The following is a 23,268-nucleotide window of genomic DNA, read 5'->3' on the forward strand; positions in this document are numbered from 1 at the left end:
CGCATGAATCAGATAGAAACATTCCTGCGTATCATGTTGTGGATACATATCGCAGGGGGCACATTTGCTCTTATCACAGGTATGGGTGCAATGCTCACTAAAAAAGGAAGCTCTATTCATCGCACCTTTGGGAAAATATACTTCTGGTCAATGACGGCTGTTTTTGTGGGAGCGCTCGCTCTTGCTTTTGGACATCACCGTACTTTTTTATTGATGGTAGCTTTCTTCAGTTACTATATGACTGTAAGAGGTTATAGAATTCTATACCTGAAAAATTTAAGCTCAGGGCAGAAGCTGAATTATATCGACTGGATCATCACAACGATATCAGGAGCCTTTATACTATTTCTGATAGTATGGGGAACATATGTATTGATCAATGGCAATGGCATGGGAATCGTTGGACTTGTTTTCGGATTAATCGGATCAACGTTCTTGTTTCAGGATCTGAAAAAATTCTTTGGCAAACCTCCGGAAAAAATGCACTGGTGGTATGGGCACATTGCCAGCATGGGTGGAAGCTATATCTCTGCGGTTACTGCATTTATTGTTGTCAACATACAGCTTCAAAGCAATGGCTGGATCCTTTGGGTGTTACCAGCATTAATTGGTGGGATACTGATAGGAAGAACTATCAGAAAGTATAAAGTGCAATTTGCAGTGAAGGCAGGTTAGTAAATCCAGTTATCAGGCAGATCCATACCATCACATAAAGGCATTTTGCATTCGAGAATTGTGGCACCAGTTTTTTTGATTTTATTAATGTGAGAATATATCCTTTCGGAATACAGATGTTCAGTGGAAGGTATTGAATAAATTTTTTGGATCCATAGACTTGGCGATTGCATTCGACCTCTCTTGCGCTGACTGTGATTTCTTTCTAATGAACTTAATCCTTCTTTTCGAATGATGCCTCCGTCCACTCAGATTTTTTTTGTGGAGTGCAATACGCTAACATTATTGAAGTGGAAAGCCATACTAACCTTTGTAAACCAAATGAAATTCAATTCTAAAAGACATCATCAGGATTCTAATGTTAGGTCTGGCCGAAGATAATTTTTGTTCTTCAATCCTGACATTGCTAAATATAATCATTGAGGGCAACCTATTCGCAAGAGTCTTTGTTTACAATGAAATCGCATTGAGGAAACGGAAAAGCGCTATCTTTCAAATACCAATACATTATCACCATGGAGGCCACACACATTCTGGAAAAATTAAAAGCCGTACCTGAATTTAAAACGGTTCCCGAATCGCAACTTCAATGGCTCTCAGAAAAGGGGATACTCAACACATTTCAGGATAGTGTTAAAGTATTTGCAAAAGGAGATAAGATTATCGGTTTTAACATAGTTTTTAAGGGTGGTGTTAATCTTAAATACATTCAGGCAGGAAGTCTGAGGGATTTAGGAACATATGAACCGGGAGAAATTCTTGGAAGGTTACCGTATTCACGAATGGGACTTGCGGCAGGTGAGGGGTTTGCTGTCGGTGAAACAATTCTTTTCTTTTTACATCAGGATCTTTTTCAGGAGTTGGTTACCAATTGTTACGAAATCACAGAAGCGCTTGTACATAACATGACCGATCGCGTCAGAGACTTTACAAAACAGCAGCAACAGAATGACAAGATGATGGCGCTGGGAAAACTTTCCGCTGGACTAGCGCATGAATTGAATAACCCGTCCGCGGCAGTTGTCAGAAGCGCACAGGAATTAAGACGACATCTCTCAAATGTTCCTCAAAAATTTAAAAGAGTTATTAAAATCAAATCTACTGATGAACTGGTTGATAAGCTGAATGAATTTCTGTATTCTAAAATCGAACTCTGCAAAGACAAACCTCTTTCCCTTAAAGCAAAGACTGCTTTGGAAGACGAGATTTATGAGTGGATGGATGAAAATGGAATTAAAGATACAGATGGAATCATTGAAACCTTTGCTGACTATGGCTTGGGAAAAGTGGAGCTTGAGCAAGTAAAATCCTGGTTGCGACCTGAAGACAAAGAAGCCGTTATCGGCTGGATCAATCAGGTGATGAATACTGAGAAGCTTGTAAGTGATATCGAAGAAGCAGCCAGGAGAATTAATACACTTGTTTCTTCGGTGAAGGGCTACACTCATATGGATCAGGCTTCGGTCAAACAGCCTGTAGATATTCATCTGGGAATTCTCAACACGTTGACAATGCTGAATCACAAGTTGAAAAAGAATAACATCAAGCTGATTGAAAATTTTCAGAGCGATCTTCCTCAGGCAAAAATACTGGTCAGTGAGATGAATCAGGTGTGGACCAACGTTATCGATAATGCCATTGATGCAATGGAAGATCGTCTGAACAGTACCCTTGAAATCAAAACGAAAAAAGACCGTGAATTTATAGTTGTGAATATTATTGATAATGGGCCTGGAATTCCAAAAGACATTCAGGATAAAATATTTGATCCCTTCTTTACAACGAAGCCTGTCGGCAAAGGAACGGGACTTGGACTGGAGGTCGTTCAACAGATCATTAATCAGCACAATGGCAAAGTCACGGTAACATCAGAAGCAGGGAAAACTGATTTTGAAATTTGTTTTCCTATCGCTGGTTAAAGATTAAGAACCTACATGAACAAACCAATCATATTAATAGTTGACGATGATCCGCAGGTACTTCGGGCGGTCGTGCGTGACGTAAGAAATCAATTTGGGAAAGAGTACAGACTCATGAGCACCAATTCCGCAAAGGAGGCGCTTGAGACCCTCACGGATTTGAAAAATAAAAATGAAACTGTAGCTCTTTTTCTTTCAGATCAGCGCATGCCAGAAATGCTGGGAGTAGAATTTTTACAACAGGCAAAGGAGATTTTCCCTGATGCCAAACGAATTCTTCTCACTGCTTATTCTGACACAGAAGCAGCCATCAGGGCCATCAATGATGTACAACTGGATTATTATCTGATGAAGCCATGGGATCCACCGGAAGAGAAATTATATCCGGCGCTTAATGAACAGCTGGATGAATGGCAAAGTCAATACACGCCTCTTTTTCAGGGGATTCGTATCGTTGGATATCAATGGTCACCACGCTCCCATCAGGTGAAAGATTTTCTTTCCGGGAATTTAATTCCGTATCAATGGTTAGACATTGAATCCAATGATGCAGGAAGAGAGTTGATGGAATTAAACAAGATCGATCGCGCATCATTGCCTGTCGTCTTTTTTGAAGACGGATCTTTCTTACTGAATCCCAACCTTCAGGAAGTTGGCAGTAAAACGGGAATGCGATCCAAAGCTTCCAAGACAATGTATGATGTTGCCATTATTGGGGCAGGTCCTTCAGGCTTGGCGGCCGGAGTGTATGGAGCTTCAGAAGGACTCAATACAACACTCATTGAAAAACGTGCCCCGGGCGGACAAGCAGGAACCAGTTCAAGGATTGAGAATTATCTGGGCTTTCCAAATGGATTGAGCGGTGCTGAGCTTTCACGAAGAGCTATCTCACAGGCATCACGATTTGGCGCTGAACTTTTATCTCCACAAGAGGTAGTAGATATATCGATCAAAGACAATTATAAGATTATTACGCTGGCCGATGGCAGTGTCATCAATGCTAAGAGTGTCATCATCACTACAGGAGTTGATTACCGCTCACTTGAGGCGACGGATGTAGAAAAGTATACGGGTGCTGGAATTTACTATGGAGCATCAACAACAGAAGCACATGCGTGTAAAAACTGTGATGTGTACATTGTTGGTGGAGGAAACTCAGCAGGACAGTCTGCCATGTATCTTGCCAACTTTGCTGCAAATGTTTATATCGTTGTTCGAAAGCCAGATCTCTCCTCTACCATGTCTCAGTATTTGATTGATCAGATCAAAGGTACACCTAACATTCACCTGATGGGTGAAACAATTGTGGGACAGGTTTTTGGAAATGAAAAACTGGAAGAAATCTGTCTTGAGAATCTTGCTACCAAAGAACGTAAGCAAGTAAAGGCATCAGCACTCTTCATTTTTATTGGGGCAAAACCTGTTACCGACTGGATCAAGCTTGACATCATTAAGGATGACAAAGGCTTCATAGAAACAGGAAGGGATCTTTTAAAATATGATTCGTTTAAGAAGTCATGGAAGCTTGAACGGGAGCCTTTCCTTCTGGAAACGTGTAGTCCAGGAATTTTTGCTGCCGGAGACGTTCGTGCAGGCGCTATGAATCGTGTTGCATCAGCAGTAGGGGAAGGAGCCATGGCCATCAAATTTGTTCATGAATATCTTGCTGAGAATTAAAGCGATAAAATATATTCTGATATGAAAGAAGGAGTTTGCAATCATCTACAAAACCTCGAAATTATTCTTACAGAAAAAAAACATGAGTGTGACGAATGTGTGAAGACCGGAGACCGATGGCTTCATCTTCGCACTTGTCAGACTTGCGGAACAACTCTATGCTGTGACTCATCTCCAAATAAACATGCATCCAGGCATGCGGCTAAGGCGAATCATCCTGTTGCTATTTCTTCCGAGCCGGGAGAACGATGGGCCTGGTGCTATGTTGATGAGCAAATAGTGGAGTACTAATCAACCAGCATTTGAGCGAAGATGTTTTGGAATTAACCACCACCCAATAAGTTCGAATAGAAGTTCCATCATAATGGCCAGCATTGCTGCGGGAATCGCTCCCTGAAGAATCAACTGGGTATTGTTTAATGCTAATCCTGTCACAATAAATTCCCCTAATCCCCCTGCTCCAATAAATGCTGCTAGTGTAGCTGTACCAACATTAATAACAGAAGCAGTCCGGATTCCGCTTAGGATCACCGGACTTGCAAGAGGGAATTCTATCCAAAGAAGTTGCTGACGGCGAGTAAGTCCCATTCCTTCAGAAACCTTTTTTAATAGCGGATCGACTGTCTGCAATCCGGTGATCGTATTTCGCAAGATTGGAAGCAAAGCATAGAGAAAGAGAGCTACCAATGCAGGAAGAAGGCCAATCCCCAAAAGAGGAATAGTGATTGCAAGCAGTGCGATGCTTGGAATGGTTTGCAATAGACTTACAAAATACAAGATTGGCTTTGAGATCGACGGATTCCAATAGATAGAAATTCCGAGTGGAATGGCAACGATGATCGCCAGGAGCAACGCCAGAAATGTAAGTGCAAGATGTGTTCCTGTCTTTGAAAGGATTTCGTTCCAGGTTGAAACATTGGAAGTTTCAGTTTCAGCTGATACCAGCTTATGGCTTGTAAGAAATGAATGCGCGACTTCCGCAAAGCTTTTCTTTTCAAATAATACAGCCGCATTCAATTGTTGAATACTTTCTTCGCTTAAGCTTCCTTCCAGTTTGCTCAAAATTGTTTTTGCCTTTCGGTCAATATTTTCTGAATGAAGTGCTACAGCTTCATACGATGGAAAGAAGCTGAGATCGTCTTCAAGTACTACGAGGTTATCTCTTGAAATTTCTCCATCTGTAGTATATGCATCAGTGACATCAATTTTTTTATTACGCAATGCTTCATAGGCCAAGCCATGCTCCAATCCTGTGGGGCGGAGTGGAAGCTGGTAAACTTTGGCAAGGTTGTCCCATCCATCCTGACGTTTTAAAAATTCATAGCTTAAGCCGATCGTTATTTCAGGATGATCCTTAAGATCTGAGATAAGGGCAAGCTTCCTGTCAAGGGCTACCGTACGCAACACTACCAGGCCATATGAATTGCTAAATCCAAAAGATCCGGACATTTCCATTTTAAAAGTGGAGTGAAGCTGCTTGCTGATTTCTTCGTTTGGAATCTTTGCTCCAGCCGAAAGAATTTCAGATGCGATAGTGCCGGTATATTCAGGATAAACGTCGATGGCTCCATTCTTTAATGCTTCAAAACAGACGAGTGTTCCACCAAGATTGTAAACTCTTTTTACTTTGAATCCATTATCCTCAAGCAATTGGGAAATGATCTCACTTAAAATGTATCCTTCATTGAAGTGCTTAGCGCCTACTGTAATATTCTGCGAGTAAGTAGAGAACCCTGTAAAGAGAAAGATGAAAATCAGAATATTTTTCATAGCTCTGATTCTGTGATAAGTTCTTCGACAACACTTGTAGCGGGATGATCAAAGATTTCTGATGCAGGACCAAATTGTTGAATGGTTCCGGCGTGGATTACAAGAATTCGATCAGCAAGTTTTTTTGCTTCACGCATATCATGAGTAACCATGAGCACGGTGCGTGGAGCGGTATTTTGTAAACGGAGAAACTCCTCGTGTATATCAAATCGGGTGGAAGGATCTAAAGAACCAAAGGGTTCATCCATGAGTAAAATAAAAGGATCAAGAAACAATGCCCGGCAAATTCCTGCCCGTTGTTGCTCTCCACCGGAAAGCTCATGAGGAAATTTTTTATAGAGATGATCCGACAGGCCGACAAGATTCATTAACTCATAAAGTCTTTTGCTATCGGTTAATTGCCGCGGTGAATGTGCCTTGCCCGTCAATAGAATATTCTCCTCAATCGTTAAATGAGGAAAGAGCCCTACCCCCTGAACGACATAGCCAATCTTTCTTCTCAAAGATTGGAGATCCTGGTAATTTATCTTTTGTTCAAATACAGAGACATCTCCTTTTGTTGGCTTTAACAGCCCATTGATCATTTTGATGAGCGTTGATTTTCCACTCCCGCTTTTTCCAATAATGGCGATGACTTTATTTTCAGGAAAATCGATAGACAAATTACTGAGAATGGTCCGATTGCCAATTTGATGAGAAAGGTTGTGGAGTTTGATTGGATCCATTCAGCAAAAGGTAAAAATAAATGATCACAGTTGGTAACGATGAATTTAGGAGTTATAACAAGGGTTTTGTTTTCTTTGCATCGTGAAAATTTTAATGCTCCACCAACATTTTAAAACGCCTCAGGGTGGTGGTGCCATTCGTTCATATTTTCTGGCAAAAGCACTGATTAAAAAGGGCCATAGAGTGGTTGTGATAACATCATTTAGTGGAGAAGGATACAAGGTAGAAATGATGGAGGGCATTGAAGTACATTATCTGCCCATACCTTACGATAATCGGTTTACATTCTATGCAAGAAGCCGGTCATTTATTCAGTTTACTACTGCCGCTTCAAGACTTGCTACGAAGTTTAAGGATTTTGATTATTGCTATGCGATTTCTGTTCCGCTGACAGTTGGATTGATAGCGCGTTGGATCAAGCTAAGATTTGGTATACCTTATTTTTTTGAAGTGGGTGATCTTTGGCCGGATGCCCCTATTCAATTGGGATTTATTAGAAACTCTTTTCTGAAGAGCTCCTTGTATTCCCTTGAAAAATCAATTTACAGAAATGCAAAAGCAGTGATTGCGCTTTCACCTGCTATCCAGTCTTCTATTGAAAAGAAAGTGACAGATGTGAACGTTCACATTATTCCAAATATGGCTGATTGTGAATTTTTTATACCAGAAAAGAAAAACCCTGATCTGGAAAATCAATTTGGCGTTGCCGGAAAGTTTGTTGTTTCATACATCGGCGCACTGGGCGTAGCCAATGGTCTGGATTATCTTCTGGAGTGTGCAAATGCCTCAAGAAAATCAAATTCCAAAATTCATTTTATAATATGTGGTGATGGTGCCATGCTGGAAGATCTAAAGCTCAACGCACAGAGATTAAATTTGAATAATCTTTCCTTCATAGGATTTGCAAACAGAGATCGGGTGAAGGAAATAATGAATGTGACGGATGCAATTTTTGTTTGCTATAAGAATGTTCCAATCCTCGAAACAGGATCGCCTAATAAATTTTTTGATGGATTAGCAGCAGGTAAATTGATCATCATCAATTTTGGAGGGTGGATAAGAAAAGAAATTGAAGAAAATCGGTGCGGAGTTTTTGTCGATCCTGCTCATCCTACCGACTTTACAAAGAAAATCTCCCCATTCGTTTCTGATCCTAAATTACAGGAGCAGTATCAATCGGCATCAAGAGAACTCGGCGAAAGAAAGTATTCAAGAAAAAGACTTAGCGTAATCTTTACGGATTTATTTTCATGAAAGCCTGCCTGTCTTTATTGATCACGCAGAAAATTTCTTTCATTCCACCACCAGTACTATCGAAGTCAGGACGCACTAATTCAAACTTTTGATCCAGTATCTGGATATCTGAAATGTTCTTCAACAGATATGTTCTCCAGTTCTCGGTGTGGCCCACCATTCCCTGTTCTTTCGTTGGCAGATACCATGCTGAAAGCTGAATGTGTTTTCTGGGGAAGCACCCAATGATGTGAGGTTCTACAGTCCTCCAATCCCGAATTCCATTGGTGCTGTTCAAATACCAAAAACGAATTAACTGCTTGGATTGGATAGCAGGACAAATTACGGCGATAAGATTTTTCTCGTGATCAGTCATGGTACAACTATCTTATCCACTTATTCTATTCACCTCTCTCAACAATCTTCCCTGTCTTCTTGTTTTTTAAAATCACCTTCTTCACACCAAAGTGCGTTACTTCCTCTTTAATTAAATAATGATCGGCATCATATTCAACCAGGTGACTGTCTTTTGAAACGCCCACTTTTCCTCTCCAGACGTCCAGTTTTACAGGTTCCCATTGTTTTGTCTTGGCGGATTTATATGCTGCATCTAAAATAGAATTCACAACATATCCATCGTAGAATGTTTCTTTTGGATCAGATTTTCTTTCAAGGTTATTGAACATATCCATGAACATGTGATTATAACCCAGCTCATTTAATTCATCTCCTACCGGGAAAAGCCATCCGCTATTGCTTTCAGATTTTTCTGAAATGTAGTCTCCTCCTTTTCCGGAGGTAAACATTTCAAAACCTGTGCGAAGAAAATTATTGATCCAGATCGTCCCTTCTGTTCCCATCACTTCATCACGAAGATCAAGACCGCCGCGAAAAGTCCAGCTGACCTCAAACTGTCCGATCGCACCGTTTTCATATTTGACTAAACCAATGGCGTGATCTTCTGCATCGATCGGCTTGACCTGTGTATCGGCCCAGCACATCACTTCAACAGGCTTTATATCTTTGCCGATATAGGATCTGGTGATCTCTACACAATGACAACCCAGATCAAGGATTGCTCCGCCACCTGCCTGTTCAATATCCCAAAACCATTCACTGTGAGGTCCCGGATGTGTTTCTCTCGACTTTGCCCAGAGAATTCTTCCAAGAGCTCCGTTCTTAACGCTTTCGTTTGCCTTTATAAATTTTGGTGTGTACACCAGGTCTTCAAGATATCCATTGAATATTCCGGCTTTCTCAACCGCCTCAAGCATCCGTTTTGCTTCTTCAGCATTTCGACCAAGAGGTTTGGTGCACATCACTGCTTTTTTATGCTTGCAACATAATGCCACGGCTTCTTCATGAAGGTTGTTCGGGAGAGCGATGCACACCACTTCGACCTCAGACCGGTTGATTGCATCTTCAAGTTGAGTGGTAAAATGACCTACCTTATAATCAGAAGCGAACTTTTTTGCACTTTCTTCGCGGCGTGAATAGATACTAACAATCTTGTCTTTGCTGCGATATCCCTGAAGAGAGTCAGCATAAAACCGGCCGATAAAGCCGGAACCAAGCATTGCGATATTCATAGATGTTGATCGTTAGCAATGAACAAAAACCACCAATGATTTTTATACAGTTTTTTTCTCTTTGAAAAACAGGATGAAGTAAATCATCACAGCAATCGCGATATACGCTGGCACCAACCAGATCTGCGGCCACTGATGAACGCCATCTGCAACGTAATAGTCGGCAGTGTATCCGGAGAAAGCAGAACCGATCACCATACCAACACCATACGTGGCAAAAGTGAAAAGGCCCTGCGCTGCATTTTTAATTTTATCACCCGCCTTTTTCTCAGTGTACATATAGCCAGTGACAAAGAAAAAATCATAGCAGATTCCGTGAAGGATAATCCCTGCATAAAGCATCCAGGTATTTGGACCGAGATCGGCAAAGGAAAAGAACACATAACGCAATATCCATGCGGTCATCCCAAGCAGTAACATCTTCTTTACTCCAATGCTGTTGAAAAGAAAAGGAATTGCAAGAATGAAAACAGCTTCTGACACCTGGCCTAGAATCATTTTGCTTGCCGGACTTTCCATTCCTAATTCATTAAGGAATACATTCGCGAATCCATAGTAAAAGGAAAGAGGAATACAAACCAGAATGGCAGCAATGAAGAAGACGAGATAAGGCCGGTCTTTAAAAAGTACGAAAGCTTCTGTTCCCAATGCAGAGGAGGCTGAAGCACCTTCCTGTTTACCTTTCGGAGGTGTGTTTGGAAGAATAAAACTGATCAGACCTAATGCAATAGAAGCAGCCGCGGCCATATAAAATGTTGAAGAAGTCTTTTCAATCGCCAGGTATCCGATTAATAAACCCGCAATGATCCAACCCACTGTTCCAAACACACGAATCCAGGGAAATTGTTTTCCAGGATCCGTCATCTGATTAAAGGCAATGCTATTGCTTAATGCGATCGTAGGGGTATACAATAATGAATAGACCAGAATGACCCAATAGAAAGCAGTGTTATCAGTTATGGTTGTGGCCAGGTAAAGCAAAATCCCACCGGCCAAATGCAGAACGCCCATAATTCGCTGAGCGGCAAAAAAACGATCTGCCACCAGACCTATGAAGAAAGGAGAGATCATTGTCGCAATGGCAAGGGCACCATACGCTGCGCCGATCTGAATGCCGGAAGCATGCAAGAATTCAGACATATAAGTCCCCATGGTTACATACCATGCACCCCAGATAAAGTACTGGAGGAGCATCATGACGGAGAGGCGGGAGAACACTGAAGGATTCATGAGATGAATTTTTATGTAATGTAAATTAAATATTTTCTTTTCCCGGCACCTTTACGATCTGCGGTCTGTAGCCCGATTCTTTAAACAAAAGGGAGGCATTCTGAATTTTCATTAATTGCTGAAGCGTTGTCTCCGGGTGCGTTTCCATATATTTTTTAACGATCTGCCATCCTACCCAGGTCCCGATCCGCCCCGGGCATTCTTCTCCGACTTCCACGGTCTTGGGTCTTTCAGCAATATATTTTTGTTTAACAAGATGACTTGTTGAGAATAGCACCTGATCTTCCACAAATCGTGACCAGATCAGATTTTCGAATTTGTTAGAGCCTTCAATTTCTTTTTTCGTGTACCCAATCAATACGCTGTCAGGAACACATGGCAGCATCTGCTTGGTAAAATAATATGCTTTCCCGTAGGCAACCATATCAGCAAGAACGGACCGGTCTTCTGAATTAACCTTATTAAAATGACTGTCTATTCCGGTCAAAAGCATTACTGAAGGAACAATAAAGTGTTTGTTATAACGACGCAGCATGTACTCATACATATCATGCGGCCGATACTTTGCTCCATCACCAAGAAAATAGTCCAGTCCAACAATGATCAATGAATCGCTTACGTATAGATCACTGCCACCCTCAAGTCCTGTAACTATTGTCTGAATTTTAGGAGCACGAACTTCCGGATAATAGTATTGAAGATTCGCGAAAGCTTCTTCAAATTCATTTTTTAATTCCTGATTGTTTCCAAAGACCCGATGTGTTTCGGTCAGCAGAGTGTCGATGTGTGGGTTAGTGAATTTTGAATAAAGTGCGTTGATAAATGCTGAGTCATTAGGATAGGCAGCACGATTGAAAAACAGATCCCTTGCCTGACGATGGTGATCAAAGAAATTTACAAGTTGTGTTTTGGTGGTAATGGACGGGAGAGAGTCTTCCAGGACTTCAAGTTGCATCTCTGGTTTTACAGTTTTTTCAGGGATGAAAGCACAGCGCTCAGCGGTTTCCTTGCAACTTACAATGAGCAGACAGCAAAAAATGAATAGCAAGAATTTTCTCATTTCACTAAGATCAGAATAATATTTTACCCAAAGATCGCAAAGGAGGAATGTTCACCAAGTTTAAATTATGGATGAATTCGCACCCGAAGGATGAAATAATTTCTTCCCTCGTTCATTCCTATGAAATTCCTAAATTAGCCGTCCAGCCCATGAACACACTTAAACACATCGCCATTTCAGGAAATATAGGTTCGGGAAAAACGACCCTCGCTGAAAAGCTGGCAAAGCATTATAACTGGACACCACTTTTTGAATCAGTAGATCACAATCCGTATCTGAAGAGTTTTTATTCCGATATGACCCGATGGGCATTTCACCTTCAGATCTATTTCCTGAACAACCGGTTTAACCAGGTAACTCAAATTCGCAACAGCGAAAAGACAATTGTTCAGGACAGAACGATCTATGAAGATGCCGAGATATTTGCTGCCAACCTTCATAAGAGTGGACACCTCACAGATTTGGATTATAACTGCTATCTCGATGTTTTTAAATCAATGGTAAACTTTGTTCAGCCGCCGGATCTCCTGATTTATCTAAAGGCAGATATTCCAAAACTGGTTCAGCAAATTCAAAAGCGTAACCGTGACTTTGAATACAACATTAAGCTGGAGTATTTAAAAACTCTTAATGAGCATTACGAGCAATGGATCAGCGGATACAAAGGCAGACTATTGATCGTTGATGTCAATCACATGGATTTTGTAGAACGAATTGAAGATTTCTCCCATATTGTTGGAAGAGTAGATCTTGAGATCAACAATCTTTTCAGCAAACAGAATTAGCTGAAGCAAAGATCTTATCAGTTATTTTTCCTGTGAGGGTCCGATCCATTCAACCTCAACAGTTTCAGGAAGCGTTTTGTTGATACGCGTTACCTTGATCTTATAATTGAAGAGTGTCTTCTCATCACCTTCCTTCATGGTTGGCCAATGATATGTCAGCAAACCTGCAAGGGTCTCGTAATTCTCCGATTCAGGGAATGAACTCTTAAGGAACTTATTAATGTCATGTAAGGAAGAGAAAGCAACAATCTGAAAGCGGTCGCCTTCCATAGGCTGAACGATCAATTGCTCGTGGTCATGTTCATCCTGAATTTCTCCTACAAGCTCTTCCAGAATATCTTCCAATGTAACTAATCCGATCGTTCCGCCGAACTCACTGATGACTACAGCCATCTGCGTTTTTCTTTTTTGAAATTCACGAAGAAGCGAATCAATAGGTTTTGTTTCAGGAACAAAGTGAACTGGCCTCATGATATCTTTTAAACCCTTGTCATTGTTCGTTTGAACGAATAGGCTGATAATATCCTTGGCATGAACAATCCCGACAATTTCTTCCAATGAATTTTCATACACAGGATAACGCGAATATGCTTCTTTAAGAACGAGATTCATCACTTCCGGAATAGGAGAAGTCAATCGCAGGGCAGAGATTTTAATGCGCGGCACCATTACTTGTCTCACAACACGATCATCAAAGTCAAAAACATTTTGAATCAATTCACGCTCGCTATGTTCGATCGCTCCACCTTCTTCACTTTCAGCAATGATTAGCTTCAACTCTTCTTCTGAATGGATTTCTGTTTCACCCATTGGTTTGATGCCAAAGATCTTCAGGATGATGTTTGCAAATCCATTCAGTAACCAGATGAACGGACGGAAAACGATGTAGAAAATTCTGAGAGCAAGTGAGAGTCGGAGTGTTGTGATGGTGGGATATCGGATCGCAATAGTCTTTGGAGCTAATTCACCGAACACAATATGGAGTACCGTGAGTAAAAAGAAAGCAACTGGAATGGCAATAGCATGTGCTGTAACTTCTGTGATCTCAAATCCGAGATTATGAATTCCGTTCAGGACCATTCTGGAAACAACATCTTCTCCGACCCATCCGAGGCCAAGACTGGCAAGGGTGATTCCAAGCTGCGTAGCGGCAAGATATCCGTCAAGATTGCTGATGATTTTAGTGGCTGCATCACGGGATAAAGTGCCCTTTTCAACTGCAATTTGAGAGGAACGAACCTTTACGATGGCAAATTCTGCAGCGACGAAAAAGCCATTCAACAGAACGAGGGCCAACGTGATAATTACATCCAGGGTCATAGGTAGGGAAAAGGCAAAGGTACGGAGTTTGGAGTCGTTTTACACACGGATTTATTTGCGATCCTGTTTATAGTTTTAATACAATTTTATGTTTTGGAAAGAGAAAATTCCTTCATCACATCCCATTTTCCATTGATGTGTTTCAACAAAGAGATATTATTCACTAAAAAGGTCCCTTCAAATTTCTTTTTGCTGAATTCTTCCCATGCCGATTTGAACATTGGCTTTCTTAAATCACGAAAAGCGACGGTAAGATGCGGATGAAACGGTAAGTCTTTATAATCGGCGTTGAATAAACCAAGATCTTTTTTACAGAATTGACGAAGCGCACGCTGAAGATGAGAAAGCTCTTCTGTTTTTTCTATTTGAATAAAAATAACCCGTGGTTCAAAGCAATTGAAATTCTGAAAGGTTACGTAGGTCTGCTTTTGAAGTGAAAAGAAATTCTGAAGATGCGTGATCAGGTCATCTTCACGGTCACTCCTCCATTCAAAAGGCATGTGAAGTGTAATGTGAGGAGGTGAAAGAAGGGATCCTTTGCTGTTGAACTTATCACTGACATAATTTTTTATGACCGCCGCTTGTTCGTAATAAGGTGATGGAGGAACAATAGCAATAAAGTAACGGTCTTTGATCGGCGACATTGATTATCGGGAATTCTTCTCAAGCGCAGAGGCACGTGAACGATATTCGTTAGCGTTCTCAGGATCCAGCTGAATCAATTGACGATAAACATCGGCCTGTGTAGTGTCTTGTTCAATTACTTTTAAATAAAACTCTTTTGCCTTTTCATTGTTGCCTTGCTTTAAGTACGCATTGCCAAAAAGCTGAAGAAAGCCTGGCTCTTCATATTGATTATTGTATGCCCTTTGAAGAGAAATAATCGCAGAGTCATATTCCCGAACAGAATAATAATCATCACCCAGCAACCACCAGCCTGGATTGTAATCCTCATTCTGTTGAAGACATTTCTTTACGATGCTGATTGATTTTCTGTAATCTTCTTTCATGAAATATGCCAGCGCCTTGTTGTAGGTTGCGTCAATATCATCTGGATTAATCTCAAGTGACTTGTTATAAAAGTAAAGAGCAGAATCATATTGACCCTTGTCGAAGTATTCAGTTCCTTTTGAATTGAATGAGTTATCTGTTTCCGTTACTGCAGAAGTTGATGATGACTCGATCTCAACAGGTTCGGATGTTTGCGATTCCTCATCAGAGGAGAATAGTCCAATAATGATGAATATGAAGATGACGCCACCTATGATTGCGAAGGTTCTAAATACTTTCTTTTGAATAGCCTGACCATGCGAATCGGTCGCTCCAAAATTGGATGGCCGTGACTGAAATGGATTTTGATTTCTTGTTGGATTATTGAAAAAGGAGATCGTGACACCTGAATATGAAAGCGCGAAGGCACCGAAGGAAATGGACAATCCTAATAGTGTCCAGAAGAAAAATGATCCAAGCGACCAGAAGATTGCGAACAATAAAAGAAACAACACCGAAAGCAGGGTGCACCATTTGCGTTTGCTTTCGATGTTATTGGTAGGTTGCATGAATGGATTATTCCGGATTTGAAATTAGCAGAAAAATCGGACTCGAGGCTTGTGGTCTATTCCAAAATGATTTTCTCACGTTTCGGATATTTTACCTCGTATTGTAGTTGTAAGTCCTTTTGCTGTTGAGGATTTATCTCTAGATCCCAAAATATTTTTCCTGTTTTCTCATCCAATTGACCCTTAGATATTTCAAGAGCATTGACGCTAATATCACTATTGACAGAAACCGGGATTTGATCAAAGATCTTTATGTTGATGGGTAGGGATTTTTTATTTCTTATCGAAGTAATAAAGCCGCGACTTTCGATGGCATTACCACCAAGAGTTCTTCTTTTTGTGAACTGTTCATTCTTAATTCGACCGATCACAATATTCTTATCACGACCCAAAGAAATAGTCAGAGTATCTTTCAGGGCCTTTGCATCAAGTATTGTACGTCCGATGTAAGCATCTTCGAAGTAAAGATTTGCTTCACCCTGCAGCAAATTGTACTGATCCCAGTTTACAACCTGCGCTATCAGAAAAGCATCTTTGTCAAGCTTAGGAATAGTATAGTATTGATAGGTTGCATCAATTGGGTACTTCTTAAGATCCACAGTAAGTTTATCGCCATTGGATTTTATAGAATATGGTGTGTCTATCGAAATCTCAACAGTAGTTTGATTTTCAATCATTGTGGTCGGGATGATTCTGGAAGTTTTTTCTTTATAATTCAATGAGCTAATTCCCCGTATCTGAACACCGGCTGTCGCACCACTTAAGCCATAACCCGTCACCACAACCTCAGAAAGTTGCGTTGCATCCGAAGCCAGGGCAACGTTCATTTCTGGTTTTATAATAGGCTCTTCATGCGAGGTCAGCCCGATGAAGGAAAAAACCAGAACGGATGCTTCATTTGGTAAAGTAAGCTGGTATTGGCCATTTGCATCAGTGACAGTTCCAATTGTTGTACCCTTCACCACTACATTAACCCCAGGTAAAACGCTACCATCCTCTTCTGACAGAACTGTTCCAAAAACCTCTCTCACGTTAGTTAACGCAACTCCATAGGCTGACTTTTGAACAAAAGTGTATTGAGCATAATTCAAATTCCAGGGCATCAACTCAGGGATAACTCCACTTTGCCTTGGATCGCCGTTGGAGAATCTAAGTCGTACATTTTTCCAATCGACCCCTGTGTTTTGATATACTTCAGCTTTGTAGGTGAGATCTAAAGGACTTTTCACATTCTTTACACGGACATCATATTTTGGATACCATCCTGCATTGGAAACAAGATAGCTTACTGAAAACCTGACGGTCTCTTGGCTGTCTGCATTAAGTCTTATTTCAATTTCACTGCTTGGAAGTGTTTTTTGCGCCTGAATTTCCTTCAATTGCGATTCAATCTTTTTCTTCTGCTCACTTTTCAAGACTATGCTTCTATTAATTCGAATTTCTTCCTGCTTTATTTTTGAAAATTCGACGTCATAAAAATCAAGAGCCAGCTTTAATTGGGTAACTGTTGTTCCGGAATTCTCACCTCCAAGTTTTTTATTCAGATCAAGAAGACTTTGCTTTTCAATCAATACCTCGAGCATGGCTTTGCTTTCGGTAATATTTGCAATTAATGATTCTACTATTTTATTAAGGCTGTCAATCTTGTCATCTTTCTTTAGTTCTTTCAGGAAGTTCAGTTTGTGATTGACTGAGAGTATTGTAAAATCTCCCTCTGCCTTTACCTGAATGCTTTTGGGATCAAGAAATGGTGATAGATTTTTGATTCGAAGGAGAACTTTTCCCTGGTTGAGAGTCGCACTTCCTTTCTCAAAGATTTGTGCACTATTCAGAAATAGAGTGACTTCCGCGACTTCCGTCTTAAGTTCTTTCTCTTTAAAATTTTGTGAGAATGTAGATCCGGAAATGATCAACAGAATTGAAAGTAGAATAGGTTTCATAGGCTTGTTTTATCCTATGATTCTGAAAATCATGAAATTCCATACGATGAGTAAAAATATCCCCTCATTTAAGGGTGATTTTTATTGGCGTTTGTTATTTCAACTCCCTCAAATACAATTGTATCGTATTCTCCAACCCAAGATAAAGTGCATCACAGACCAAAGCATGTCCAATTGAAACTTCATCCAGATCCGGAATGGATTGTTTAAGAAACTTCAGGTTATGTAAATCGAGATCATGCCCAGCATTTAAGCCAAGGCCGAAATTCCTCGCAGCTTTTGCAGCCTCAACATAAGGCGCCACTGCTTTCGCAGGATCTTTGTGATAATTCGATGCATAAGGTTCTGTGTAAAGTTCAATTCTATCGGCACCGATCTTTGAAGCTCCTTCAACCATCAATGGGGATGGATCCACAAACACTGACACCCGAACTCCATAGCCCTTAATTTCGGAAATTACTTTTTTCAGAAACGTTTCATTTTTAATAGTATCCCAACCGGCATTAGAAGTAATTGCCCCTGGAGGATCAGGTACCAACGTCGCCTGCTCAGGCTTCACCTCCCGGATAAGTTTCATGAACCGCTCGTCAGGGTAGCCCTCGATATTGAATTCTGTCGTCACAATCTTTTTCAACTGAGTGACATCACTGTATCGGATGTGACGCTCGTCCGGTCTGGGATGAACTGTGATGCCCTGCGCACCAAATCGCTCGCAATCCAGCGCAGTTTTAATGACATCAGGATTATTCGCCCCGCGGGCATTGCGAAGCGTGGCAATCTTGTTGATATTGACACTTAAATGCGTCATTGTTAAAGATGGATTTCGTTCGATAACTTTGAAGCGAAAATACATAAATCATGTCACTGAAAACTATCATCGACGCCGACATCAAGAAAGCGATGCTCGCCAAGAACAAAGAAGAACTTGAAGCCCTGCGCAGCATCAAGTCAATGATCCTCCTTTCCGAAACAGAAAAGGGTGGAAGTGGAGACATCGCTGCCGATGTAGAAAATAAATTATTAATGAAGGCCGCTAAACAGCGAAAAGAATCTGCTGAGATCTTCCAAAAGGAAGGAAGAACAGATCTTGCAGCCAAGGAAAATCTTCAACTTGAAGTTATTAGCCGGTACTTGCCTAAACAACTTTCTGAAGAAGAAGTAGCAAATGAATTAAAGGCAATCATTGCTCAGGTGGGCGCCAAAGGTCCTCAGGATATGGGCAAGGTAATGGGCACTGCAACCAAATCTCTTGCAGGTAAGGCTGACGGAAAACTTATCTCTGAACTTGTTAAAAAACTCCTCGCGTCTTGAGCACAGCAGATATTATTATTGCCCTCCTGATTATTGTCGGCGCATTCGCTGGTTACAAAGAAGGCTTTCTGATGGAGTTGATTTCAGTTATTGCAATATTGCTTGGAGTCTTCGCAGGCTTCAAACTGATGGGTGAAGGAATGATACTACTTGAAGAGAAATTCAACGCAGATACAACGACACTTCCTTACATCTCCTTTGCAGTGATATTTATCATCATTGTAGTGCTTGTCAACTTAGCTGGGAAACTGATAAAGAATTCAATTGATAAATCTTTTCTCGGCAAAGCTGATCAGGGTTTGGGTGCTGTACTGGGTGCATTCAAAACAATATTTATGTTAAGTATTGCGTTATGGATTGCAGATTCACTGAAGTGGACTCCCAAAGAATCATGGACCGTTGGCTCATGGCTTTATCCCTTTACAGCGAAATTAGCCCCGCGTACTGCTGAATGGATTGGAGGATTTCTGCCCATTTTCAAGGAAATTTTCAGGCAATTCTAACTACGAATATTTTTCACTTACTTTTCAAGGAAATAACTGTCACATGGCTCTTAATGTTAAAGAAGAAGGCGGTTTTAAATACGTAGACGAAGGTCATGGACAGGTTCTTATGTTACTCCATGGTTTGTTTGGTGCATTGAGTAACTGGGAAGGAGTTGTGAGCAGATTCTCGAAGCAATTCAGAGTTGTAATTCCTATGCTTCCTATTTATGAGATGCCTATCAAAGAAGCAGGGCTTGAAGGTTTAAGAAAATTTGTTGAAGACTTTGTAGCATTAAAGAAACTTGATAATCTCATCATCCTTGGCAATTCTTTAGGGGGTCATATAGGATTGCTATATACTTTGAATAACTCTGCGAAAGTTGATAAGTTGTTGCTAACCGGCAGTTCGGGATTGTTTGAGAATACGATGGGTGGCTCATACCCGCGAAGAGGAAGCTATGATTACGTTCGCGAACGCGTAGCATATACTTTTTATGATCCGGCAGTTGCTTCCAAGGAATTGGTTGATGAAGTTTTTGAGACGACGAAAAGCATTCCAAAATGTATGCGGATCGTTGCTATCGCCAAATCTGCACAGCGCAACAACCTGGCAAACGATTTGCATAAAATACTGGTTCCCACACTGCTGGTTTGGGGATTAAATGATACCATTACGCCACCCACCGTGGCATATGAATTTAATAGGTTGATCCCGAACTCTGAACTGCATTTTATGGACAAATGCTGTCACGCACCGATGATGGAACATCCTGAAGAATTCAATGAAATTGTGGAGGACTTTTTAATGGCAACACCCCAGGTTAAATAGAGAATAAATAAATGATTGCAGAAGAACTTATCAACCACATGATTCCGCCGCTAAAGGTGTCGGATGATGCCCACAAGGCAATTGTGTGGATGGAGGAATTCCGTTGCAATCACCTTCCCGTTGTAGATGAAGGAACATTGCTTGGATTTATTTCTGAAGAGATCATTCTCGAGTCAAATGACATCGATATGAATCTTGGTGATTTTGACCTTGTCGGAAAGGATTGCGTCGTTGGATTGGAATCGCATTTTTTCGACATCCTTAAAGTTGCCGGAGAACATAAACTGAATATTGTTGCCGTGCTGAATGAAGAAGGCCGTTATGCCGGCATCATTACGGTTCAGGATATCATGGCATCTTTTGCCCAAACAGCTTCTGTTCAAATGCCAGGAGGTATTATTGTCCTTTCAATGGATCTGATTGATTATTCTCTTGCTGAGATCAGTCGTTACGTTGAAGAGAACAAAGCAAAAGTTATCAGCAGCACGATGACCGAAGATGCACTCGACCGGGGAAAAATAAAGCTGACACTTAAAATCAATCAGCTTGATCTTTCACGCATTGTTGCAACACTTGAACGTTTTGGATATCGCGTTATTGGTCGTTATCAGGAAGCACCACGTGATGATGACGATAAAGAAAGACTTGACATGCTCATGAAATATTTGAACATCTGAAGCGTCCTTTATCGCCATTCAATTTCCACGCGTTAACTATTCACTTTTCAGATTCTCTACCGGATTCACTTTCGTTGCGCGAATGGTTTGTGAACCGATCGTCACCGCACCAAAAACTACCAGCATCATCACACCCGTTATCACCACAACAAAATCAAAACTGGTGTGATACGCAACCTGCTCGAGCCATAAATTATTTAGGAAGTAAGCAGATGGTACCGCAATCAGAATTGCAACCAGTAAGATTTTAACAAATCCTTTTGATAGAAGAACAATCAGTGATGCATCACTGGATCCAAGAATCTTGCGTATAGAAATTTCTTTCATGCGCGTTTCCGTTGTGTAAGTAGCCATTCCAAGAAGACCAAGACATGAGATCATGATGGCAAGAAAAGCGATCATCATTACAATATTGACAAGATCTCCGAAGATGGTATGATAGAAACTTAGGATCTCCTCTTCAAAGTTTTTATAATCAAGCTTTAAGGAAGGATTGACCTTTGCCCAGGATTCTTCTATGGATTTTGTGGCGGCACTATAGTCCCCTGAATACTTTACCTGGAGAATTTGAAACTGATCCGGATTATACATTAGTGCCATAGGACTGATCTTCTGCATCATCATCTGATGATTGTAATCTTTCACCACACCGATGATCTCAAGCTTTGATGAATCATGATCGTGAATAACAGTTTGCCCGATTGCATCTGCGGGAGAAGCAAAATGAAAAGCTCTTACGGACTGTTCATTGATAAGAATGAAATTCTTATTGGAAATCCCCGCCTCTGCCGAAAAATTCCTGCCGGCAATCATGGTGAGGCTAAGGTTTTTCAAATAGTCCTCATCCACAGAATAGTATTCAAGATCGGTCCATTCTTTTTCGTCAAGCGATTTTTTGAATCCGCTTCCGTAGGTGGTGCTTGCTGCGGGAACGTGTGAAGAAGTCGCTACATTGGTTATGTTAGAATGCTTGGCTAATTCTGTTTTTAAATTCTGAGAAGAGGTATTGTTAAGTCTTACAACAACATTATTCTTCATGTCAAAGCCGTGATCCGCACGCACAAACAAATTCAATTGATTATAGATCACGATTACTGTCAGGATAAAAATCAACGACAAAGTGAACTGTGATACCAACAAGGCTTTACGCAATCCCATTTTAGAAAAAAGCTTCATAGACCCCAGGTTCTTCAAAACCTTTACCGGTTGAAAGCCAGAAAGAACAACAGCTGGAAACAAGCCAGCGAGAATTCCTATGACGACAGCAAACACTACAAAAACACCATAGACATAAATGTTAGATTCTAGATCCCACTTCAACACTCTTGCAAAGGTGAGATTCAGCATTAAAGGTTTAATCGCCATTAAAAAGACGAAAGACAATGCCAGCGCAAGCAAAGCTGTTATAACAGACTCTGACAGAAACTGAGTAAAGATCTGCCACCGTGCTGCTCCTGAAACTTTACGAACACCAATTTCGCGCGCACGAGTGAGTGATCTCGCAATAGAAAGATTTGTAAAGTTGAAGCAGGATGTCAACATCACAACTCCAGCCAGACCCGCGAAAAAATATATAAAGATCCACGGAAGGAACGGTCCGATTGGATTGTTCAATAATTTACCAGGAGTGATCTCGCGCAATGATTGCAGAGAGAATGATGTTTTTTGAATATCAGGATTAGTAACAGTAGCAATTTTTGTTTTATAAATTTTGGCGAGATGAGGTTTGATATCATCAGCTGTTTTTCCTTTTTCAAGCAATAAATAATTCCAGGTATCCCAGTGATTATGCCAATCCTCACCATCTCTTTTTTTCTTCCCCTTCATAGCCACCTGACTTCTCCAGGAAGCCATGCTTGCCAGCCCTTCAAATACGATATGTGATTTCCGGTCTGTCTCTCTCAGAATGCCAGTTACTGTATACGTTCCGATGTCACCAACCTTTATGGTTTTCCCTATTGGATTTTCTTCTTTGAAAAGTTTTTTGGAAGCTCTTTTGGTAAGAACCACTGTGTAGGGTTCAGTCAATGCGGTGTTTGCATCACCATATTCCAATTCATATTCAAAAATGTCAAGCATTTCAGGATCAACAAAGAATCCGCTAAGCGGAACATTTACATTTTGATCAAACTCAATCCAGCCATTTCCGAACCCTCGTTTTATCTGAACGATTTTTTCAATACCGGTATAGTTATCGATTAACTCCTGACGCAAAGGCATTGGAGAAGTGGAGTATTCATTGCCACTGCTGGATAGTCCATCAGCGCCAACAGGAATGCTGGTAATCCGATAAATCCTGTCGCGCTTTGTGTTATGGATATCATATGTCATCTGATCTGCCACGAGCATGATGATACCAAGGCAAATGGACATCGCAATTGCCAGACCGAAGATGTTGATGAAAGAAAAAAACTTATGACGGTTCAGGCTGCGAAAAGCAGTCTTGATATAATTCCTTAACATGATAATTTGGTTTTAAAGAG

22 protein-coding genes are annotated in these 23,268 nt (G+C 40.8%); 10 read left to right on the plus strand and 12 right to left on the minus strand.

Going from position 1 to position 23,268, the window contains the following annotated elements:
* The first annotated feature begins 3 nt into the window (after positions 1-3).
* The 4 genes from HOP08_10250 (at position 4) to HOP08_10265 (ending at position 4,562) form a co-directional block, all read left to right on the plus strand.
* Positions 4-675, plus strand: coding sequence for a hypothetical protein (locus HOP08_10250; GenBank protein NOT75300.1), 672 nt, complete (start codon positions 4-6; stop codon positions 673-675).
* Between the two features lie 515 nt (positions 676-1,190).
* Positions 1,191-2,594, plus strand: coding sequence for a GHKL domain-containing protein (locus tag HOP08_10255; protein ID NOT75301.1), 1,404 nt, complete (start codon positions 1,191-1,193; stop codon positions 2,592-2,594).
* A gap of 15 nt (positions 2,595-2,609) precedes the next feature.
* Positions 2,610-4,271 (plus strand): FAD-dependent oxidoreductase, encoded by a 1,662-nt coding sequence (locus HOP08_10260; GenBank protein ID NOT75302.1) that lies wholly within the window; start codon positions 2,610-2,612, stop codon positions 4,269-4,271.
* A 21-nt stretch (positions 4,272-4,292) separates the two neighbouring features.
* Positions 4,293-4,562: a UBP-type zinc finger domain-containing protein gene (locus HOP08_10265; protein NOT75303.1), complete on the plus strand. Its 270-nt coding sequence runs from the start codon at positions 4,293-4,295 to the stop codon at positions 4,560-4,562.
* Here HOP08_10265 and HOP08_10270 read toward each other — a convergent pair whose 3' ends face one another.
* Positions 4,563-6,041: an ABC transporter permease subunit gene (locus tag HOP08_10270; GenBank protein NOT75304.1), complete on the minus strand. Its 1,479-nt coding sequence runs from the start codon at positions 6,039-6,041 to the stop codon at positions 4,563-4,565.
* Positions 6,038-6,766: an ATP-binding cassette domain-containing protein gene (locus HOP08_10275; protein ID NOT75305.1), complete on the minus strand. Its 729-nt coding sequence runs from the start codon at positions 6,764-6,766 to the stop codon at positions 6,038-6,040. Before HOP08_10275 ends, HOP08_10270 begins: the two co-directional genes overlap by 4 nt.
* A gap of 94 nt (positions 6,767-6,860) precedes the next feature.
* Here HOP08_10275 and HOP08_10280 point away from each other — a divergent pair, with 94 nt between their 5' ends.
* Positions 6,861-8,021, plus strand: a complete 1,161-nt coding sequence (locus HOP08_10280) for a glycosyltransferase family 4 protein (GenBank protein NOT75306.1) — start codon at positions 6,861-6,863, stop codon at positions 8,019-8,021.
* Here the strand turns inward: HOP08_10280 and HOP08_10285 are convergent.
* Genes HOP08_10285 through HOP08_10300 form a run of 4 tightly spaced genes read right to left on the minus strand, consistent with a single transcriptional unit; the run spans position 8,002 to position 11,879 of the window.
* Positions 8,002-8,376: a WYL domain-containing protein gene (locus HOP08_10285; GenBank protein NOT75307.1), complete on the minus strand. Its 375-nt coding sequence runs from the start codon at positions 8,374-8,376 to the stop codon at positions 8,002-8,004. The genes HOP08_10280 and HOP08_10285 overlap by 20 nt on opposite strands.
* Positions 8,377-8,401: 25 nt before the next feature.
* Positions 8,402-9,589 (minus strand): Gfo/Idh/MocA family oxidoreductase, encoded by a 1,188-nt coding sequence (locus HOP08_10290; GenBank protein NOT75308.1) that lies wholly within the window; start codon positions 9,587-9,589, stop codon positions 8,402-8,404.
* Between the two features lie 42 nt (positions 9,590-9,631).
* Positions 9,632-10,819, minus strand: a complete 1,188-nt coding sequence (locus tag HOP08_10295; GenBank protein NOT75309.1) for a nucleoside permease — start codon at positions 10,817-10,819, stop codon at positions 9,632-9,634.
* A gap of 25 nt (positions 10,820-10,844) precedes the next feature.
* Positions 10,845-11,879, minus strand: a complete 1,035-nt coding sequence (locus HOP08_10300; protein NOT75310.1) for a gliding motility lipoprotein GldB — start codon at positions 11,877-11,879, stop codon at positions 10,845-10,847.
* A 149-nt stretch (positions 11,880-12,028) separates the two neighbouring features.
* Here HOP08_10300 and HOP08_10305 point away from each other — a divergent pair, with 149 nt between their 5' ends.
* The gene (locus HOP08_10305) at positions 12,029-12,664 is read left to right on the plus strand and encodes a deoxynucleoside kinase (GenBank protein NOT75311.1); all 636 of its coding nucleotides are present in this window, start codon (positions 12,029-12,031) and stop codon (positions 12,662-12,664) included.
* Between the two features lie 21 nt (positions 12,665-12,685).
* Here HOP08_10305 and HOP08_10310 read toward each other — a convergent pair whose 3' ends face one another.
* The 5 genes from HOP08_10310 to HOP08_10330 all read right to left on the minus strand — a co-directional run bounded on the left by HOP08_10310 (position 12,686) and on the right by HOP08_10330 (position 18,291).
* Positions 12,686-13,984 carry an HlyC/CorC family transporter gene (locus tag HOP08_10310; protein ID NOT75312.1) on the minus strand — a complete coding sequence of 433 codons (1,299 nt, stop codon included), beginning with the start codon at positions 13,982-13,984 and terminating at the stop codon, positions 12,686-12,688.
* An 86-nt stretch (positions 13,985-14,070) separates the two neighbouring features.
* The gene (locus HOP08_10315) at positions 14,071-14,628 is read right to left on the minus strand and encodes a 2'-5' RNA ligase family protein (GenBank protein NOT75313.1); all 558 of its coding nucleotides are present in this window, start codon (positions 14,626-14,628) and stop codon (positions 14,071-14,073) included.
* 3 nt (positions 14,629-14,631) lie between these two features.
* Positions 14,632-15,543: a tetratricopeptide repeat protein gene (locus tag HOP08_10320; protein ID NOT75314.1), complete on the minus strand. Its 912-nt coding sequence runs from the start codon at positions 15,541-15,543 to the stop codon at positions 14,632-14,634.
* A 56-nt stretch (positions 15,544-15,599) separates the two neighbouring features.
* Positions 15,600-17,483, minus strand: coding sequence for a mucoidy inhibitor MuiA family protein (locus HOP08_10325; protein NOT75315.1), 1,884 nt, complete (start codon positions 17,481-17,483; stop codon positions 15,600-15,602).
* A gap of 94 nt (positions 17,484-17,577) precedes the next feature.
* Positions 17,578-18,291, minus strand: a complete 714-nt coding sequence (locus HOP08_10330) for a pyridoxine 5'-phosphate synthase (GenBank protein NOT75316.1) — start codon at positions 18,289-18,291, stop codon at positions 17,578-17,580.
* 50 nt (positions 18,292-18,341) lie between these two features.
* On the opposite strand from HOP08_10330, the gene HOP08_10335 reads away from it, so the two are divergent.
* From HOP08_10335 to HOP08_10350, 4 genes are read left to right on the plus strand one after another with little or no spacing between them, the layout of a single operon-like run.
* Positions 18,342-18,794 (plus strand): GatB/YqeY domain-containing protein, encoded by a 453-nt coding sequence (locus HOP08_10335; protein ID NOT75317.1) that lies wholly within the window; start codon positions 18,342-18,344, stop codon positions 18,792-18,794.
* Positions 18,791-19,297, plus strand: coding sequence for a CvpA family protein (locus HOP08_10340; GenBank protein NOT75318.1), 507 nt, complete (start codon positions 18,791-18,793; stop codon positions 19,295-19,297). Before HOP08_10335 ends, HOP08_10340 begins: the two co-directional genes overlap by 4 nt.
* A 43-nt stretch (positions 19,298-19,340) precedes the next feature.
* Positions 19,341-20,108: an alpha/beta hydrolase gene (locus tag HOP08_10345; protein ID NOT75319.1), complete on the plus strand. Its 768-nt coding sequence runs from the start codon at positions 19,341-19,343 to the stop codon at positions 20,106-20,108.
* Positions 20,109-20,146: 38 nt separating this feature from the next.
* The gene (locus HOP08_10350) at positions 20,147-20,785 is read left to right on the plus strand and encodes a CBS domain-containing protein (protein NOT75320.1); all 639 of its coding nucleotides are present in this window, start codon (positions 20,147-20,149) and stop codon (positions 20,783-20,785) included.
* A gap of 36 nt (positions 20,786-20,821) precedes the next feature.
* Here HOP08_10350 and HOP08_10355 read toward each other — a convergent pair whose 3' ends face one another.
* Entirely contained in the window at positions 20,822-23,248 is a 2,427-nt protein-coding gene (locus tag HOP08_10355) for an FtsX-like permease family protein (GenBank protein NOT75321.1), read from the minus strand.
* Positions 23,249-23,268 lie beyond the last annotated feature (20 nt).

The sequence above is a fragment of the Cyclobacteriaceae bacterium genome (assembly GCA_013141055.1).
Classification (GTDB): domain Bacteria; phylum Bacteroidota; class Bacteroidia; order Cytophagales; family Cyclobacteriaceae; genus ELB16-189.

Excerpts from the sequence above, each read along its gene's own strand:
- HOP08_10320 (NOT75314.1), bottom strand. The coding sequence starts at position 15,543 with ATGCAACCTACCAATAACATCGAAAGCAAACGCAAATGGTGCACCCTG.
- HOP08_10355 (NOT75321.1), bottom strand. The coding sequence starts at position 23,248 with ATGTTAAGGAATTATATCAAGACTGCTTTTCGCAGCCTGAACCGTCAT.
- HOP08_10345 (NOT75319.1), top strand. The coding sequence starts at position 19,341 with ATGGCTCTTAATGTTAAAGAAGAAGGCGGTTTTAAATACGTAGACGAA.
- HOP08_10350 (NOT75320.1), top strand. The coding sequence starts at position 20,147 with ATGATTCCGCCGCTAAAGGTGTCGGATGATGCCCACAAGGCAATTGTG.
- HOP08_10270 (NOT75304.1), bottom strand. The coding sequence starts at position 6,041 with ATGAAAAATATTCTGATTTTCATCTTTCTCTTTACAGGGTTCTCTACT.
- HOP08_10250 (NOT75300.1), top strand. The coding sequence starts at position 4 with ATGAATCAGATAGAAACATTCCTGCGTATCATGTTGTGGATACATATC.
- HOP08_10260 (NOT75302.1), top strand. The coding sequence starts at position 2,610 with ATGAACAAACCAATCATATTAATAGTTGACGATGATCCGCAGGTACTT.
- HOP08_10330 (NOT75316.1), bottom strand. The coding sequence starts at position 18,291 with ATGACGCATTTAAGTGTCAATATCAACAAGATTGCCACGCTTCGCAAT.
- HOP08_10305 (NOT75311.1), top strand. The coding sequence starts at position 12,029 with ATGAACACACTTAAACACATCGCCATTTCAGGAAATATAGGTTCGGGA.
- HOP08_10275 (NOT75305.1), bottom strand. The coding sequence starts at position 6,766 with ATGGATCCAATCAAACTCCACAACCTTTCTCATCAAATTGGCAATCGG.
- HOP08_10265 (NOT75303.1), top strand. The coding sequence starts at position 4,293 with ATGAAAGAAGGAGTTTGCAATCATCTACAAAACCTCGAAATTATTCTT.
- HOP08_10255 (NOT75301.1), top strand. The coding sequence starts at position 1,191 with ATGGAGGCCACACACATTCTGGAAAAATTAAAAGCCGTACCTGAATTT.
- HOP08_10325 (NOT75315.1), bottom strand. The coding sequence starts at position 17,483 with ATGAAACCTATTCTACTTTCAATTCTGTTGATCATTTCCGGATCTACA.
- HOP08_10290 (NOT75308.1), bottom strand. The coding sequence starts at position 9,589 with ATGAATATCGCAATGCTTGGTTCCGGCTTTATCGGCCGGTTTTATGCT.
- HOP08_10285 (NOT75307.1), bottom strand. The coding sequence starts at position 8,376 with ATGACTGATCACGAGAAAAATCTTATCGCCGTAATTTGTCCTGCTATC.
- HOP08_10280 (NOT75306.1), top strand. The coding sequence starts at position 6,861 with ATGCTCCACCAACATTTTAAAACGCCTCAGGGTGGTGGTGCCATTCGT.
- HOP08_10300 (NOT75310.1), bottom strand. The coding sequence starts at position 11,879 with ATGAGAAAATTCTTGCTATTCATTTTTTGCTGTCTGCTCATTGTAAGT.
- HOP08_10335 (NOT75317.1), top strand. The coding sequence starts at position 18,342 with ATGTCACTGAAAACTATCATCGACGCCGACATCAAGAAAGCGATGCTC.
- HOP08_10310 (NOT75312.1), bottom strand. The coding sequence starts at position 13,984 with ATGACCCTGGATGTAATTATCACGTTGGCCCTCGTTCTGTTGAATGGC.
- HOP08_10315 (NOT75313.1), bottom strand. The coding sequence starts at position 14,628 with ATGTCGCCGATCAAAGACCGTTACTTTATTGCTATTGTTCCTCCATCA.
- HOP08_10295 (NOT75309.1), bottom strand. The coding sequence starts at position 10,819 with ATGAATCCTTCAGTGTTCTCCCGCCTCTCCGTCATGATGCTCCTCCAG.